The sequence below is a fragment of the Streptococcus xiaochunlingii genome, from assembly GCF_006385805.1.
In the GTDB taxonomy this organism is placed as follows: Bacteria; Bacillota; Bacilli; order Lactobacillales; family Streptococcaceae; genus Streptococcus; species Streptococcus xiaochunlingii.
The window spans coordinates 1-16630 of record NZ_VFSG01000001.1 but is presented as its reverse complement, the minus strand read 5'-3'; the positions used below and the strand labels follow the sequence as shown (position 1 = coordinate 16630).

Genomic DNA, 16630 nt, shown 5'->3' with positions numbered 1-16630 from the left:
GAACAGAGATTCAGCATTTTTTATTTATTCATCAATTCTTCGATTAGAATTCGTGAGCTACCAAACTCATTTTCAAACATTTGATCAATAATATCTAAACACTTATCAGCAACATCATCGCCTTTGTGTTCATCATAAAGCTGTATCATTAACCTAGAAAGATATTCTTCTATTCGTCTATAATAATATGGTTCCAATTTCAATTCATTGTTTTTGCTAACAATATTAGACACCGTTTCAAAAATGATGGTTGCATAATCTGAAATCGATACTTGTTTTTCAAGAGATTCTAAAAAATAATAATATAACTTATCTTTATATTCTGAAGTTAGTAGTTTAAGTATTAAATCTCTATCTTCTTTAATATCCAACAAACCATCCCTGAATAACTGAGGTAAAATTTTTTCTAAATTTGTAATATTCTCACTTAAATAATGAAGTATAATCTTCTTTGATTTCTCTTCATGTTTCTTTATCTTTAAATAATTAATTGCCATCTGGCAAATACCTTCTGCTTGAAGTCCACTTCCACTATAAACAAATGATTCCATTTCTCCTTTATTTAAGTAAATTTCTGTAATCAGAGATGAGGCATTTTTTACAAGTAATGTATCTTTTGAGTCGAAAGCTAATTGCAATAGAGATTGAATTCGTTCTTTTTCATCTTCGTATAGTCTATACAAAATGTAGTTACTATGGAAATGAACTAACATCTTTTTATCTTTAAAAATCCCAATAAATAACTCTCTAGCAAAATCTTTATTCAAATCTAAAATTATATGAAGAAGAAAAATAGAATTTAATCGTACATAGTCAGTCTTATCATTAGCAAGTGAAATAATAGTATCATTGAAGTACGAAATATATGTTGATGAATTTTCTATTAGTTTCGTCAAAGCATGAATTCCATAACCTCTCAAAGTTGAGTACGATTGATGCAGATAATCTTCTAGTGAATGATTCTCATTAAATTTATCAAGAGAATCTAAATCAGTTTTCTTAAGATAATAATCAAGTCTTTCTAAAACTTTGTTGGACCATGCTATATCTGAATGTTTCTCTATAACTTGGAAAAAATGATAAAGATTATCCCAACTATCTTCCTTTACATAATTTAATAAAATAAATTCAATATCTCTTAGAATAAAAACTGGAATTTCTTCCAAGTCCACAATCCCTCCCAATAAACCATCTATATAGTTTACATTTATGATATTCTTGGAAGACAATTGTAAAAACAAAGGTATGTATACATGGGGATCTTTAGAAACAGCATTTCTAAAATCCCCAGCTAATTCTCTAGGAGAAGATTCAATAAATACGTTTCTCTCACTATTCCATCTACATTTAGTATCACCTTTGGGACTGATAAGAATATTCCTCCAAGATTCAGGAGAGATATTCTTACCTTGTAATGGAGAAACTACACTTCCACAGTGTGAATCATAAAAAGAATCGGGAAGCCTATTAGAGCGTTCTAATACCTTCAATAATTCAATAGCTTCTGCACTCATTCTTTCTTTCGGTAAAATCGATAACAATCTAAACTGTAAATCTCCCCAGAACGGCCAATAAACCCTGTAATCCTTTTTAGATTTATTTGTGTCAATCCTCCGTTTTAGTCTTTGTGTGGCCTCTGGTGATATATAGTGAATAATCTGTTTTTCAAGTTTACCATACATTTCCATTGAACATTTCTTTGAGACTTTAGAAATTAATCGTTTGGCTAAAGTTAATTTTTTTTCATAACCTTGAGACTTTTCAAAAAGTGTTTTGTCAAAATCAATCAGTAAATATTCAATACACTTATCAAAATATTTCGTAGGCAAATAATACATTGCATCTAAAATAACTTCATTATAAAGATAATCACCACTTCCCATATAATTGCTATAAGTTTCAAAAAAAATATTAGGATGTTTCGAAATTAGACACTTATTTGCTTCATGTAATAAATCAAGATAATATTTTTGTAGATGATCTCGTTCTTTTCTTGCAAAGTTATATTTGGTAGAATTACTTTCTGAAAACTTTTGAAGATAAGGCAACAATATATGTATGATGTGCTTGCAATTTCTATTTATATACTCTTTTGATACTTTATCAAACTTTTTCGATTCCCTATAGAATTGCACACTGTCATCACTATTTTGAAATTTATCAAGAAATAAGCATAAAATTTTAATTGTATATGCATTTATATTTTTATATAAATCATCCGACAAATCTGGGGTTTTAAGGTAAGATTTCCAATAATACAATCTCACCTTAAAAAATTCTTCTGAATCATTATGATAATCATTAAAGAAACAACCTCGCCACTCATTTTTATCATCAGAATTTTCTATTGAATCTTTTATAAATTGAGTGGTTTCAGGTGTATAATATGGTGAAATGCTACTAAGTAAGTTAATTACAAGTGCTCTATTTATACCTAACCATTTTTGTAAAACTCTCTTTTTTGTTAAAAAATTAACGTACAATTGATGACCACTAATTACCGTTTGGCACAAATGATTTCTATATTCTGTATTTTGAATCAGCTCTTCTACATAATTTAAAATCTCTTCAGATGGTTCTTCAATACTTCCTAAGATTTCAAAGAAAACATATTTGAAATTAAACCTGACATTATCATTCATTAACAGTTTAGTTCCAAAATCTAAAAAATCTTTTTCTGACTCTTCTAATAATGATTGAAGAAAAATTTGAAATTGATAGCGTCTTGTTGGATTCTGTTGTGCTTTATTTCCAATTATTTCGTTAATATCGTCATAATCATTGTAGTAATCAAGAATCATTCTCTCTGCAACAAAACAGTCTAAGAATGATTGATGAACAAAAGAGACTTTGTTGGAACGCTCCGTTAGCATTCCTTGACTAATTAGATACCGTAATGCCTTCTCATCAACTTTTATTCTTCTCTTACTAAATACAGTTTTACCAGTGTCGGTAAATAGTTTAACAAGTTTTTCTTTTAGATCACTCAGGTTATGTTCATTTAAATTGGCATCTTGACACTTTTCTGATAAGTCTGTCCACCATTTATTAACTAGATTATATGTACTTGTTATTTGGTAGTATTCTTCTTTATTATTAATTTGCTCCCATATATAGAGATTACTAGGGGGCCTTAGTAACTGTCTTAATTTATTTGGATAACTATGGTATCTACTCCCTAAGATTTCCTCAACTTCATTTTCCATTAATTCACTAACTTCAACTCTTTTCCAAGTTTCAGTATCATTTTTCATCTCTCTGTCAAATAGTGATTTAATTCCGTTATCGTTTTCTAAATCATAAGTTCTACAAACGAAAATAATTGAAATTTTGTTTTCCCTGTCCGAATTAAGATCCCTTATTTCACTAATCAACTCTAAACAAGTCGCAAGTGAGTTTTTAGAATTTCTTGCTGTCCATCTTAATGCATCTAGTTGATCTAATATAAGAACAGCATTCCTATCTTTAGAAAAAGCATTCAAACAATAACTGATACTAGCAGGAAACCCTAATCTCTCTCCCCATCTTTGTGTTGTATCCTCGGGAATATAACAATCTAGTTTTAAATCTAAGTGTAAAATGTTATTTTTATCACACCAATCAATAATATTTTCTGTTAAGCCACTTTTTCCATTGCCAGCTTTTCCATGAATGACAATTGATTTTCCTTCTTCAATATATTTCTTACATTCACTAAATTGTGTGCGGATTTTTAGACCGGAATCCAATGTTCTAAAGCCATTTTTATACTCATAATTTAAAGTCTTTATTCTAGGGAGGATCCTATCATCACGTGCCAAATTTCTTAGTTCAATTTTTTCTTTAGCTAAAAATGAATTTAAATCACTAAGAGTAAACCATCTTCCAAAAATCTCACCACGTGAAATTAAATCTATGAATTTTGACTTTATGCTAACAGTATCACCAATAAAATATTGACTAACTTTATCTCTAATATATTCTTCATTTTCTGGAGATGGCTCTTGTCTAATCATAGTTCTACTTAAAAAATTTATAATTTTTAGAATATCATTTTCCTTAGAAAATCCTAAATAATTAATATAGTTATCAAATAAGCTTTTTATCTCTGAAGATGTATTAACTTGATAATCAATAAAAGACTGAGCATTATCATTAGTCTTAGCCCTATAAATTAAATCAGAAAAGTTTGTAAACGGAAGTGGACTAACTAATGAAACTGTAGTTATCAAGTCTCTGCTTAGATGAAATTTCCAACTTTTCAAAATTCCACGACTATTTAAATCTGATAAAGTCCAATAATCTTTACTAGCATTTCTTCCTTTACATTGTTGGGCTTCTGTATTTCCGTTAAAATATCTAACCCAAACGTCCACTCCCTCTTCTTCTTCACCTATTGCTTCAACCTTAATAGCTTCAATTTTTTCGGAAACAATATCAATTAATTTTAAAACAATCCAATTCAGTTCATAATTATTCCCTAATTTCCCCGCTCTTCCACCTGATTCATAAGGCATAATTCTACCTCTCTGTTAATGTATGTTTGATGTTATTATACCAAAAAAACACGGCATTCAGCCGTGTTTCTATGTTTATTTAACCAACTTCTTCATTTCATCAATACGTGCGACGGTCGCGTCGTACTTAGCTTGGTAGTCGGCTTGTTTGTCGCGTTCTTTTTGGACAACTTCTGGTTTGGCATTGGCTACGAAGCGTTCGTTAGAGAGCTTCTTACCGACCATGTCCAGTTCTTTTTGCCATTTAGCCAGTTCCTTGTCGAGACGAGTCAGTTCTTCTTCGACATTGAGGAGGTCTGCGAGAGGCAAGTAGATTTCTGCTCCTGTGATGACGCTTGACATAGCCAGTTCAGGTGCAGGGATATTTGAAGCGATTTCCAAGTGTTCTGGATTTGTGAAGCGTTTGATGTAGTTAACATTGCTGTTGAAGAAGGCTTCCAAGTCGCTATCACTCGTCTTAACAAGGATGGTGATTGGTTTGCTTGGGGCAACGTTTACTTCCGCACGCGCATTACGAACGGCACGGATCAAGTCTTTAAGACTTTCCACACCTGTGTGAGCCGCAAGGTCTTCAAAGGCTGGGTTGACAGTTGGGTATTCTGCTGTAACGATAGAACCTTCTGAGATTTGTCCAAAGATTTCCTCTGTCACGAATGGCATGATTGGGTGAAGGAGACGAAGTATCTTATCCAAAGTGTAAAGGAGAACAGAACGTGTGATGACTTTCTCTTCTTCATTATCGCTATAAAGGACTTCCTTAGTCAACTCAACGTACCAGTCCGCAAACTCATCCCAGATAAAGTTGTAGAGGATGTGACCAGCTACACCAAATTCAAACTTGTCAAAGTTTTCAGTGACTTTTCCGATCGTTTCGTTGAGGTTGTGGAGAATCCAGCGGTCTGTGACATTACCAGCTTCCTTCTTGACCACTTTTTCCACGTTGGCCGTTGCTTGCTCGAGGGTCAAGCCTTCATTGTTCATGAGGATGTAGCGAGAGATGTTCCAGATCTTGTTAATGAAGTTCCATGAAGCATCCATTTTCTCGTAAGAGAAGCGGACATCTTGGCCTGGTGCAGAACCGTTTGAAAGGAACCAACGAAGGCTATCTGTTCCGTACTTATCAATAACATCCATTGGATCAATCCCGTTACCAAGAGATTTCGACATCTTGCGTCCTTGCTCATCACGAATGAGACCATGAATCAAGGCATTTTTGAATGGCGACTTGCCAGTAAATTCCAAACCTTGGAAAATCATCCGAGACACCCAGAACGGAATAATATCATAACCAGTCACCAAAGTTGAAGTTGGGAAGTAACGTTTGAAGTCTTCTGAGTCTACATCCGGCCAGCCCATAGTTGAGAATGGCCAAAGGGCAGAACTAAACCAAGTGTCCAAGACATCTTCGTCTTGAGTCCATCCGTCACCTTCTGGAGCTTCTTCGCCGACATACAATTCACCCTCAGCATTGTACCAAGCAGGGATTTGGTGACCCCACCAGAGCTGACGAGAGATAACCCAGTCGTGGACATTTTCCATCCATTGAAGGAAGGTATCGTTGAAACGAGGTGGGTAGAATTCGACCTTGTCCTCTGTGTCTTGGTTGGCAATGGCATTCTTAGCCAATTGGTCCATCTTGACGAACCATTGAGTAGACAAGCGTGGTTCAACTACTACACCTGTACGTTCTGAGTGACCAACGCTGTGGATACGTTTTTCGATTTTAACAAGGGCACCGATTTCTTCCAACTTAGCAACGACTGCCTTACGAGCTTCAAAACGGTCCATACCCGCAAATTCGAAGGCCAAGTCATTCATAGTTCCGTCGTCGTTCATGACGTTGACTTGTGGCAAGTTATGGCGTTGACCAACCAAGAAGTCGTTTGGATCATGGGCAGGCGTGATTTTTACAACACCCGTACCAAATTCAGGGTCTGCGTGCTCATCTCCAACGATTGGGATCAGTTTATTAGCGATTGGAAGGATGACGTTTTTACCGATCAAGTCCTTGTAGCGTGGATCTTCTGGATTGACCGCAACGGCAACGTCCCCAAACATAGTCTCAGGACGAGTGGTCGCCACTTCAAGGGCGCGTGAACCGTCTTCCAGCATGTAGTTCATGTGGTAGAAGGCACCTTCGACGTCCTTGTGGATCACCTCGATATCAGAAAGGGCTGTGCGAGCTGCTGGGTCCCAGTTGATGATAAACTCACCGCGGTAGATCCAGCCTTTCTTGTAAAGGTCCACAAAGACCTTGCGAACAGCTTTTGACAAACCTTCGTCAAGAGTGAAACGCTCACGAGAGTAGTCTACAGAGAGACCCATCTTGCCCCATTGTTCCTTGATGGTAGTGGCATACTCGTCTTTCCATTCCCAGACTTTCTCGAGGAATTTTTCACGACCCAGGTCGTAACGGCTAATGCCCTCACCACGCAAACGCTCCTCAACCTTAGCCTGAGTCGCGATACCCGCGTGGTCCATACCAGGAAGCCAAAGTGTATCAAAACCTTGCATGCGTTTTTGACGGATGATGATATCTTGCAAAGTTGTATCCCAAGCGTGACCAAGGTGAAGTTTACCTGTAACGTTTGGTGGTGGAATCACGATCGAATAAGGCTTCGCCTTTTGATCTCCTGAAGGCTTGAAAACATCAGCGTCAAGCCATTTTTGGTAACGACCAGCCTCAACCTCGGCTGGATTGTATTTAGGTGAAAGTTCCTTAGACATGTGTGTGTCCTTTCTCTATTATTTTTATTTTATTTTGAATCTGCTTAGCAACTTCTTCTGCAGACAAATTCGTATTATTTATTTTAAAGTAGTGGTGCAACTCATTTGGTTGAAATTGAGAATTTAATTGAAGTGTTTCAGCGGTCTCTAAAATTTCTCTTTCAGATACCTCAATATGTCGTTTTAAGGGTTTGTGCTTTAATCGATTTTCCGTTCGATTTCGACGTAAGCGCTCTTCAAGACTTGTTTCCAACTCAACAAAAAGAATCTCTTGATGATAATCATCCAACAAATTCTGAATTTCCTTTAAATACATCAGATTGTACTGATTTGAAAAGTCAATTACGCCTGTTAAAATCACCGACCGATGATTCCTGGCGCTTGTCCCAAGAAAAGAAAAGTAAATTCCACGAACAAATTCCCACATTTCCTCTGTAAAATCTTGATAGATTTCGAGGGCAAAATCAATGGGTTGATGGTTGAAAAAGAGAGTCGCGCCGGTGAGTTTCGAAAGTTCCTGACCAATGGTCATTTTCCCTGAAGCTGGAGCTCCAATGATGAAAACATGCATCAATCCACCTCCCACTCACTCTTCAACAAGCCGTATATCAGACTATCACAACGGTTTCCCTGGGCATCTTTGCGATCCCTTATGCGAGCTTCAAGGGTAAAGCCAAGTTTCTCAGCGACTCGTTGACTTTGGAGATTGTAGCCAAAGCAAGTCAGTTCTATCTTGTGAAGATCCAGATCTTTAAAAGCTAAGTCAATCAAGGCACGCGCCGCTTCTGGAACATAGCCTCGACCCCAATAGTCTGGGTGCAAGGTATAGCCAATCTCCAGTACATCGTCTTCGTGGCGATGATTGAAATCCACAGAGCCGATGATGGTATCCGTTCCTTTGACCACAATGCCATAGCCTGCTGGGAGATTATCCTTTTGATTGCGCTCAGGAAGGATATGCTCGAGATAATAAATCTCATCTTCCAAGGTTTTGACGGGTGGAAAGCCTGCTGGGTAGGCAACCTCCGGCAAACTGGCGTAGGCATGGATATCCTCGGCATCCGCCACTGTACGGACTCGCAGGACCAGACGCTCCGTTTCGATTCGTTCAGGTAGTTCTGCTCTGGTCATCTTTTTTCTCGCTTTCTTGATAAAGCTTCCCATGGGGTCGACTCGGTCATCTAGATAACGGTAAACACGTTGATTGCCATCCCCCATAAAGTAAGTCGGGGCAAAGCGGTCATTTTTAAAATGCCCTTTATCGTCTAGTAGTTCTGGATCAGCCAGTCGGTCTAGAATCTTAGCAAAGATATGGCAGATGCCATCTTCCTCGATAATCCGATCTACCTGACAGTCCAATACGACTAGACAAGCCTTTAAAATCGGTGCCTGGGTCCGTTCAGAAATTTCATAGTCTAATCCCAAGTGTTCCAACTTTTCACGGTGGCTGATGAAACCAGCTTGCTCCATCTCCAGCATGAAATGTTCACCAGGAATGTTCACGGTAAACTGTTGATAATGCTTAATCTGGTCAGCTGCATTTTCCTCAGCACCAACACCGATGACCAACCAATCTCCCAGACTATAAGAGGAACTGCAGGTCGTGATATTGTGCCCAAAGTTCTGGTCCTGATAGCCCAAGATGAAGATAGGAAAACCATAGTAGAGCTTACTTGTTTTAAAAGATTGTTTCATAACAACCTCCTTTGGCTAGGGGATAAAAGAAAAAACGTCCCTGCCATCAATCTGACAGGGACGAATGTGTTTATCCGCGGTACCACCCAATTTCGGGCCCTTGCCCGCAACTTTGTTTATTTCATTTTCATCCATTAGCAACTAGTTTTGACACATTTGTGGACTTCTCAGCACCGCCACTTTCTGTAAAATGTGGAATTCAAAACACCTCTAACAGGTTTATTTTATCAAGTTTTCCCGGAAATAGCAAGAAATCACAAAAGCGATTATTTAAACTTGACACCAAGTTCTTGCAATTTTTTGATAGTTGCTGGGCCGATTCCTTTAAGGGCCAACAACTCTTTCTCTGTCCAGTTTGCGAAGTCCGCAACAGAGCGAATACCTTCATCATAGAATGTTTGCGCACGATCAAGGGCTACACCTTCCAAGCTTGCAGCGAATTCTTCCACTGAAGAAGCTACTTGTTTCACTTCTTTCGCTGCTGCTTTTGCTGCTTTCTCAACTTTCTTAGGTGCCTCTTTAACAGCTGCTCCTACAGTTGCGACAGCTTTTTTCACAAGATGTCTATTTTGATGTTTGTATTGTTTCGCACGGTTAACGTTCTTCTTTGCCATTTTTCCTCCTAAGTATCCAGTGATCAATCCCTAAGGCAACAAGGTTTCATCACCAATATTACTTTCAATAATTCGTTGATGTCTGTTCAACTTTTTTATTGTAACACAATCCCTCGAAAAATCAAGTCATTGCACTATTTTCAGCCAAATCCAGCTAGTCAAAAGCCTTTACAGAGAGCCTTTAATAGGTTCTCTCTCCAAACAAGCCATCTGGAAGATCATGGAAACCTTTCCCTGCGTGGTAGTTGGCAAACTTCCCTTGAAGGAATTGATAGGCATCCAAACGACTCTCATAGCGGATCATGGCTTCCTTGGCCCGCTCGTCCTGATCCTCTTCATAGACCTTTTTGCTTTCTGTCAGGGCCATCTCATTGATCATGACCTGGGTCTTGATCCAAGCCTCAAATTCTTTCATAAATTCTTTTTCGTAGCTCATTCTTACTCCAATCCTCTATAAAACTCACTATCGATCTCCCGATAGGGTTGGATATCCTGGACATATTCCAAGACACCTTGAAATTCTCCCGCTTCATCGCGCACTGCTGCATAGGTAACATGGACAAATTTACCACGTGATTCTGATTTGAACCACATTTCGTACTTGTCTTTTTTTCCTTCGCGAAGCCCCTGCATGATTGCTTTGACCTTCTCCAAGTATTTCGGAGGGTGACACAATTCGACATTGCGTCCTACCTGCGACGGTGTCCGTTTGAAAATCATCTCCTCAAAAGGTGCTGCATCATTGTAATATTGGAAAATATCATCCTTATTAACAAAAGTGATCTCCATCGGTAGATGGTTCAAGATCAAGTTAGCCTGCTCTACAGAGAGGAAGCCATGGCCAAAAGCCTGTGGTTGCTGACGATCGAAGCTCTCTTCTTTTTTCTTAGGCGTGAAGGTAATGGTCAACTGCCCCTCTGGAGTCTCAATGACCTGTCGCTGCTCGCCTCCATTTGAAGAAGGAAGGGCTTCACCTAAACCTTCTGTCTCTCTTGCTTCCTCTTCCTTAAAGTCCACACGTTTCGGCACCCATTTCTCACTCGGAATGATAATGGCATAACCGTAAGCCTCACTTTCTTCCGCGATGGAGAGCCAATCATCTTGGCTAAAGGCCTCCAGCAAAATCATCAAGAGGATGGACTCTTCCTTGAAGATCATGGCTTCAAACTCTTGCGCAAAGGCTTCAAAGCGCTCTTTGACCTCCGAAATGGCACAATTAGGAAGTTCCTTAGCTACTTCCAAGGCTTTCGCAAAGAGGTCTCTAATCTGGTCATCTACCCCCCACATGACTTTGGGAGGGGAATCATGTCCATAGCGTTCCATAATAGGAAACATCAACTCTTCCTTGCGGCGGTAATGCCGATCAAATTGACCCACCAAGCCTAGCTGACGCAACAAGCCTTTGTGAATCTCCTGGATCATCTCAGGATCCTCTGTCGTCTCATAATTATCCAGCAAACGACGGACCCGCATCATAGCCGCTCGAAGGGCCAGGTTCTCCTGTTTAAAGATCTGAACCGGATGGCCTGGATGGTCAGTATCTGCTACTTCAACCCCTTGTACAGCGTTCTTAAAGAGATTGGCATGGACATCACAAAGCTCCATGACATCCTCAAAGGTAATGCCTGCATCAGAGTTCATTAGCTCATGCTCCATGAGGGAAATCTCAATCGCAGACACCCCGCTAAAGGTCGCATCAAAGCGCTCTTGGACCGACTCAGGAGAGGCTCCATGATGAAGGTCTAATAAGATGTCTCTCAAGACATGAATTCGTTCATCGCTCATTAGTCTAGCCCCACTACTTCATAGCCATTGGCCTCTAATGTTCGCACAATCTTTTCCATGGGAGTTCCCTCTAATTTTGATCCTTGTTTCAAAGAAACCTTGCGCCCAACTGTATTGCGCATGATCGGATTGGCTAAGGGTTTAAAGCCCAATTCCACCAACAAATCCAATACTTCTGGATGTTGGTCAATGACTTGAGCCACTGGAATCGATACATCAATTTTATTGTCCATCTCTCACTCTCACATTTCTTCTCTCATCTTAGCTCCTGGGAAACTAAGACTCCTCCTGGGGAAGCTCCTCAGCCCTCTGATTGGCCCGTTCTTCTCCCCACCAAAAGGGCATCAATTCTCCCAGAGTAATAGTCTTTCGACTCTCATAATCGACCATAAACTCCAACTGGCTATTGGCTGGATCAAGTTCCATTAAGAACTCTCGACAAGCCCCACAAGGCATTCCAGAGTCGCCGCCATAAGGTGGTCGATCTCGGAAGGCTAAAATTCGTTTCACCTTGGTTTGACCAGATGCTTGGTACATATTAAAGAGAGCCGCTCGTTCTGCACACAAATGAAAGACTCCACAGGTCCCTTCCATACAAAAGCCTGTATAGATTTGCCCATCCTCTGCCTCAATAGCCGCAACCACGTGTTGCGCATAGACAAAATCAGATACTTCATGGGGACGATAGAGGGCTTTGGCCTTTTCATACATGATTTCCCAAATATCCATTGTTGATTCCTGTTCTATTAAGCTTTCTTGACTAACTTCACCACAGCTTCTGTCCGAGCTGTATGGGGAAACATATCTACTGACTGGATGTAGACGACATCATACACCTTGGTCAAGTCCACAAGGTCCCGCGCCAGGGTGGAAACATTGCAAGAAACGTAGACCATCTTTTGAGGGGCATAGCGCAACAAGGTATCAATCAATTGAATACCCAGTCCTGTCCGTGGTGGATCCACAATGACTGCATCCGCCCGATAGCCTTCTTTGTACCAGCGAGGAATAATTTCCTCAGCCGTCCCAGCTTCGTAGTGGGTGTTATCAAATCCCATCTGCTTAGCATTGTATTTAGCATCCTCAATCGCTTCAGGGATAATGTCCATCCCCCGTACACTCTTGACCTTGTCCGCAAAGGCAAAACCAATAGTTCCAACCCCGCAGTATGCATCAATCAAATGATCCTCTGGTGATACATCTAAGGCCTTGACAGCCTCACTATAGAGGACTTCAGTTTGCTCAGGATTTAACTGGTAAAAGGCCCGAGGAGACAAGGAAAATTCATAATCCAAGACCCCTTCACGAATGGTCTCCTGTCCCCAAATAATCTGCGTCTTCTCCCCATAAATCTCGCTTGATTTAGAAGTGTTCAGATTGACTGCCACCGTTACAATTTCAGGGTATTTTTCTACTAGGTCTGCGACCAAGTCTGTTAAATTAATTTGTCGACTCGTCACCACGATCATTTGGACCTGTCCAGTCTTACGAGCCCGACGCACCATGATGGTTCGAACTCCCAATTGCTTCCGATCATCTGAAATCGGAATCTGGTAGTAGGTCAATAGCTCAGCTACGTGATTAGCGATTTCCTGAATGACCGGATCCTGGACCAGACAGTCCCTTAATTCCACCAAATAATGGGAATTTTGAGCGTATAAACCAGCCTTGACCTGCCCCTTAAATTTACGCGTCTGAAATTGGAGCTTAGCCCGATAATACTGAGGTTTTTTCATCCCAAGCGTCGAATGAATCAAATAATTTTCATAGCCTTTAGGAGCATATTTTTTCAAGGCCTGCTGCAATAAGTCTGTTTTGAACTCCAACTGCTTGCTGTACTTCAGATGCATGATTTGGCAGCCCCCACAGGTCTCATAAATATCACAGGTTGGCGTTACCCGATACTTGGAAGCCTTGTTGACGGACAAGAGCTTGGCTTCTGCAAAATTCTTCCGAATCGCCGTAATTTGGCAAAAGACATCTTCACCCTTTAAAGCCCCAGGCACAAAGACCAAGGTCTTCTTGTAAAAGCCAATCCCTTCACCATTAATTCCCATTCGCTTGATTTTCAAGGGAATTCTTTGTTTAACTTTTAGATTCATATGTCTATTATACCATGTAGTTTCTCATTCGTTTAGAATATGATAGAATTGAGAAGAAAAACAAGGAATCAGGGACCATTTCTCAAAAGAACTACGAATAATATAAAGAGAAAGACTGATCATTTACCGCAATAAAACACAAACGAAACAGGAAACCTATGAAAATTACCAAATTAGAAAAGAAAAAACGTCTCTACCTTCTAGAGCTGGATCAAGCCGAATCCCTCTACATTACAGAAGACACCATCGTCCGCTTCATGCTCTCACGAGACAAAGAGATTGGCCAGGAAGAACTCAAGGAAATTCAAACCTATGCCCAGCTTTCCCATGCTAAAAACTTGGCCCTCTATCACCTTTCCTTTAAGGCACGAACAGCTCGCGAGGTTAGAGACTACTTAATCAAGCACGAAATCGACGAATTTACCATCGAAACCGTCATTAACACCCTAAAAGAAGACAAATGGATCGATGACTTGGCCTATACTCGGGCTATCTTTCAATCCAATCACCTCTCAGGAGACAAGGGCCCCTATCTCCTCAAGCAAAAGCTCATTCAAAAAGGTGTCTCTTCCCACTATATCGACAAAATCACCTCAGAATTTGATTTCTCCGAAGTGGTTCAACGAACTGCTCAGAAACTAGCCAAGCAATACGTTAAGAAACTTCCACCAAGAGCCTTAAAAGATAAAATCACACAAACTCTTATCAATAAAGGCTTTAGTTATGAAGTTGCCAAGCAAGCCTATCACCAATTAGATATCGAACCAGACGAGGAACAAACTCTTGACCTGATTATGAAGGAACTAGAAAAACAGCACCAGAAATACTCCCGAAAATACAAGGGCTACGAGCTTAAACAACGCCTCACTCAAGCCCTTGCGCGCAAGGGATACGACTACTCAGACATTTCTACAGCACTTCGCGAATTCCTTTAAATAAAAAATCACATGAAAATCCCTTATTTTCATGAAAATATGATACAATATAGAGGATGTACTTAGATTGTAGAAAGTTGGTAAGTTATGAAACTACCTAAAGAAGGCGACTTTATTACAATTCAAAGTTATAAACATGATGGAAGTCTCCACCGAACCTGGAGGGACACCATGGTACTAAAAACTACGGAAAACGCACTTATTGGCGTCAATGATCATACTCTCGTTACAGAGAGCGATGGTAGAAGATGGATTACACGAGAGCCAGCAATCGTCTACTTTCATAAGAAGTACTGGTTTAATATCATTGCTATGATCCGAGATAATGAAGTATCCTATTATTGTAATCTTGCCAGTCCATATTATATGGACCAAGAGGCACTAAAGTATATTGATTATGATCTTGATGTCAAAGTCTTTCCAGATGGTGATAAGAAACTGCTGGACGTAGAAGAATACGAACAGCACAAACGCAAAATGAACTATTCAGATGACATTGACTTTATCCTAAAAGAAAATGTCAAAACTCTTGTCGACTGGATTAACAACCAGTTAGGTCCATTCTCTGAGGAATACATTAAAATTTGGTACAACCGTTATGTTGAACTGCGAAATAAATAAAGTTGGAAAGAGCGAAAGCTCTTTTTTTCGAACTTAATACTTGCAATATCCACCTAAAACAAGTACTATGTACTTAATAAAAATAGGAAGGGAGACACTATGGCGTTTACAAATACAAGAGGTCGCTATGCAAGTTTTGGGGTCGTAACCAGCTTACCGGATGATATCATCGATAGTTTCTGGTTTGTTATTGACAACTACCTCAAACATGTCTATCCCTTAAACCCCGTTTTAAAATTTGAACTCATCAATCGGAAAGGAAAAACAACCTTACGGTTCAGTCAAAAAGACTTTCCTTTAGAAATCGCAGTTGATTTCCTAATTCCCTTCGACCCCTATTATCCAAGACAAGTCAGAATTGTTGATAACAAAGGACGAGAAACAATCATGCTGATTGATGAATACCAACTCTTATAAAAGAAAAGGCCTAATGGCCTTTTTTCTTTACAAAACAAAAAAGGTCATATGACCTTTCAATAATATCGGGAAGACAGGATTCGAACCTGCGACACCTTGGTCCCAAACCAAGTACTCTACCAAGCTGAGCTACTTCCCGAACTAAAGCTTACGCTTTATGCACCCTAGAGGAGTCGAACCTCTAACCGCCTGATTCGTAGTCAGGTACTCTATCCAGTTGAGCTAAGGGTGCTCATTCTTATTCAATTCTTACATAGTCTTGCGACCATGCACCCTAGAGGAGTCGAACCTCTAACCGCCTGATTCGTAGTCAGGTACTCTATCCAGTTGAGCTAAGGGTGCGCCTTCTCCAACCTAAGTCTATGCCGAGGACCGGAATCGAACCGGTACGATCGTTACCAATCGCAGGATTTTAAGTCCTGTGCGTCTGCCAGTTCCGCCACCCCGGCCTCCTCAAGCGAACGACGGGATTCGAACCCGCGACCCCCACCTTGGCAAGGTGGTGTTCTACCACTGAACTACGTTCGCATCTGTTTCTTTATATAAAAAAATGCCGGCTACATGACTTGAACACGCGACCCTCTGATTACAAATCAGATGCTCTACCAACTGAGCTAAGCCGGCTCATTATTATTCTTTTATGCGGGTTAAGGGACTTGAACCCCCACGCCGTAAAGCGCCAGATCCTAAATCTGGTGCGTCTGCCAATTCCGCCAAACCCGCTATAATGACCCGTACTGGGCTCGAACCAGTGACCCATTGATTAAAAGTCAATTGCTCTACCAACTGAGCTAACGAGTCGTATCATTATCTGCTAGAAACTTCGTTTCTACGGTCCCGACGGGAATCGAACCCGCGATCTTCGCCGTGACAGGGCGACGTGATAACCGCTACACTACGGGACCTATGGGAGTTAACGGGATCGAACCGCTGACCCTCTGCTTGTAAGGCAGATGCTCTCCCAGCTGAGCTAAACTCCCAAATGGTCGTTTAACTCAGCCAACGGTGAGAAACTACGTTTCTCTTATCCGCCGATTGGAATCTCGATTGCCTCTCAATTCCAACTAAGCTAAACTCCCAAATGAGCCTAGTTTCCACTAGACTCAACCTTGCTAAGCGACTACCATATCTCACAGGGGGCAACCCCCAACTACTTCCGGCGTTCTAGGGCTTAACTTCTGTGTTCGGCATGGGTACAGGTGTATCTCCTAGGCTATCGTCACTTAACTCTGAATGAT

Annotated in this window: 13 protein-coding genes, 10 tRNA genes, 1 rRNA gene and 1 pseudogene; 3 read left to right on the top strand and 22 right to left on the bottom strand. The window is 40.2% G+C overall.

Going from position 1 to position 16630, the window contains the following annotated elements:
* Positions 1–20: 20 nt before the first annotated feature.
* The 11 genes and pseudogenes from FJR71_RS00120 to rlmD all read right to left on the bottom strand — a co-directional run bounded on the left by FJR71_RS00120 (position 21) and on the right by rlmD (position 13419).
* Positions 21–4496: a hypothetical protein gene (locus FJR71_RS00120; RefSeq protein WP_140813773.1), complete on the bottom strand. Its 4476-nt coding sequence runs from the start codon at positions 4494–4496 to the stop codon at positions 21–23.
* A gap of 75 nt (positions 4497–4571) precedes the next feature.
* Positions 4572–7223, bottom strand: a complete 2652-nt coding sequence (locus tag FJR71_RS00115) for a valine--tRNA ligase (RefSeq protein ID WP_140813771.1) — start codon at positions 7221–7223, stop codon at positions 4572–4574.
* Positions 7216–7794 carry an AAA family ATPase gene (locus FJR71_RS00110; RefSeq protein ID WP_117745091.1) on the bottom strand — a complete coding sequence of 193 codons (579 nt, stop codon included), beginning with the start codon at positions 7792–7794 and terminating at the stop codon, positions 7216–7218. Before FJR71_RS00110 ends, FJR71_RS00115 begins: the two co-directional genes overlap by 8 nt.
* Positions 7794–8354 carry a GNAT family N-acetyltransferase gene (locus FJR71_RS10025; RefSeq protein ID WP_216363963.1) on the bottom strand — a complete coding sequence of 187 codons (561 nt, stop codon included), beginning with the start codon at positions 8352–8354 and terminating at the stop codon, positions 7794–7796. Before FJR71_RS10025 ends, FJR71_RS00110 begins: the two co-directional genes overlap by 1 nt.
* Positions 8355–8918 (bottom strand): annotated as a pseudogene (locus FJR71_RS09940) (flavin reductase family protein); the annotation flags it as partial.
* A 266-nt stretch (positions 8919–9184) separates the two neighbouring features.
* Positions 9185–9532 carry a helix-hairpin-helix domain-containing protein gene (locus FJR71_RS00100; protein ID WP_117745093.1) on the bottom strand — a complete coding sequence of 116 codons (348 nt, stop codon included), beginning with the start codon at positions 9530–9532 and terminating at the stop codon, positions 9185–9187.
* Between the two features lie 181 nt (positions 9533–9713).
* Positions 9714–9968 carry a DUF1912 family protein gene (locus FJR71_RS00095; RefSeq protein WP_123159991.1) on the bottom strand — a complete coding sequence of 85 codons (255 nt, stop codon included), beginning with the start codon at positions 9966–9968 and terminating at the stop codon, positions 9714–9716.
* A 2-nt stretch (positions 9969–9970) separates the two neighbouring features.
* Positions 9971–11317: a DUF438 domain-containing protein gene (locus tag FJR71_RS00090; RefSeq protein WP_140813769.1), complete on the bottom strand. Its 1347-nt coding sequence runs from the start codon at positions 11315–11317 to the stop codon at positions 9971–9973.
* Positions 11317–11550: a DUF1858 domain-containing protein gene (locus FJR71_RS00085; protein WP_006596822.1), complete on the bottom strand. Its 234-nt coding sequence runs from the start codon at positions 11548–11550 to the stop codon at positions 11317–11319. The genes FJR71_RS00090 and FJR71_RS00085 overlap by 1 nt, the downstream gene beginning before the upstream one ends.
* A 43-nt stretch (positions 11551–11593) precedes the next feature.
* On the bottom strand, positions 11594–12046 hold the full coding sequence (locus FJR71_RS00080; protein WP_140813767.1) for a cytidine deaminase family protein: 453 nt from the start codon (positions 12044–12046) through the stop codon (positions 11594–11596).
* Between the two features lie 17 nt (positions 12047–12063).
* Positions 12064–13419, bottom strand: coding sequence for a 23S rRNA (uracil(1939)-C(5))-methyltransferase RlmD (gene rlmD, locus FJR71_RS00075; protein ID WP_140813766.1), 1356 nt, complete (start codon positions 13417–13419; stop codon positions 12064–12066).
* Between the two features lie 158 nt (positions 13420–13577).
* Here rlmD and recX point away from each other — a divergent pair, with 158 nt between their 5' ends.
* The 3 genes from recX to FJR71_RS00060 all read left to right on the top strand — a co-directional run bounded on the left by recX (position 13578) and on the right by FJR71_RS00060 (position 15392).
* On the top strand, positions 13578–14354 hold the full coding sequence (recX, locus tag FJR71_RS00070) for a recombination regulator RecX (protein ID WP_140813765.1): 777 nt from the start codon (positions 13578–13580) through the stop codon (positions 14352–14354).
* A gap of 87 nt (positions 14355–14441) precedes the next feature.
* On the top strand, positions 14442–14975 hold the full coding sequence (gene ntdP / locus FJR71_RS00065) for a nucleoside tri-diphosphate phosphatase (RefSeq protein WP_140813764.1): 534 nt from the start codon (positions 14442–14444) through the stop codon (positions 14973–14975).
* Between the two features lie 99 nt (positions 14976–15074).
* Complete coding sequence (locus FJR71_RS00060; RefSeq protein ID WP_023022377.1) at positions 15075–15392, top strand: DUF960 domain-containing protein; 318 nt, start codon at positions 15075–15077, stop codon at positions 15390–15392.
* 65 nt (positions 15393–15457) lie between these two features.
* Here FJR71_RS00060 and FJR71_RS00055 read toward each other — a convergent pair.
* From FJR71_RS00055 to rrf, 11 genes are all read right to left on the bottom strand, one after another.
* Positions 15458–15531: transfer RNA gene (locus tag FJR71_RS00055), tRNA-Pro, on the bottom strand.
* 19 nt (positions 15532–15550) lie between these two features.
* A tRNA-Arg gene (locus FJR71_RS00050) sits at positions 15551–15624 on the bottom strand.
* Positions 15625–15660: 36 nt separating this feature from the next.
* Positions 15661–15734, bottom strand: a tRNA-Arg gene (locus FJR71_RS00045).
* 21 nt (positions 15735–15755) lie between these two features.
* Positions 15756–15841 (bottom strand) — tRNA-Leu (locus tag FJR71_RS00040).
* Between the two features lie 7 nt (positions 15842–15848).
* Positions 15849–15920, bottom strand: a tRNA-Gly gene (locus FJR71_RS00035).
* Between the two features lie 23 nt (positions 15921–15943).
* A tRNA-Thr gene (locus tag FJR71_RS00030) sits at positions 15944–16016 on the bottom strand.
* A gap of 17 nt (positions 16017–16033) precedes the next feature.
* Positions 16034–16115, bottom strand: a tRNA-Leu gene (locus FJR71_RS00025).
* 5 nt (positions 16116–16120) lie between these two features.
* Positions 16121–16193 (bottom strand) — tRNA-Lys (locus FJR71_RS00020).
* 31 nt (positions 16194–16224) lie between these two features.
* Positions 16225–16297, bottom strand: a tRNA-Asp gene (locus FJR71_RS00015).
* A gap of 2 nt (positions 16298–16299) precedes the next feature.
* Positions 16300–16372: transfer RNA gene (locus tag FJR71_RS00010), tRNA-Val, on the bottom strand.
* Positions 16373–16503: 131 nt separating this feature from the next.
* Positions 16504–16619, bottom strand: a 5S ribosomal RNA gene (gene rrf / locus FJR71_RS00005).
* Between the last annotated feature and the right edge of the window lie 11 nt (positions 16620–16630).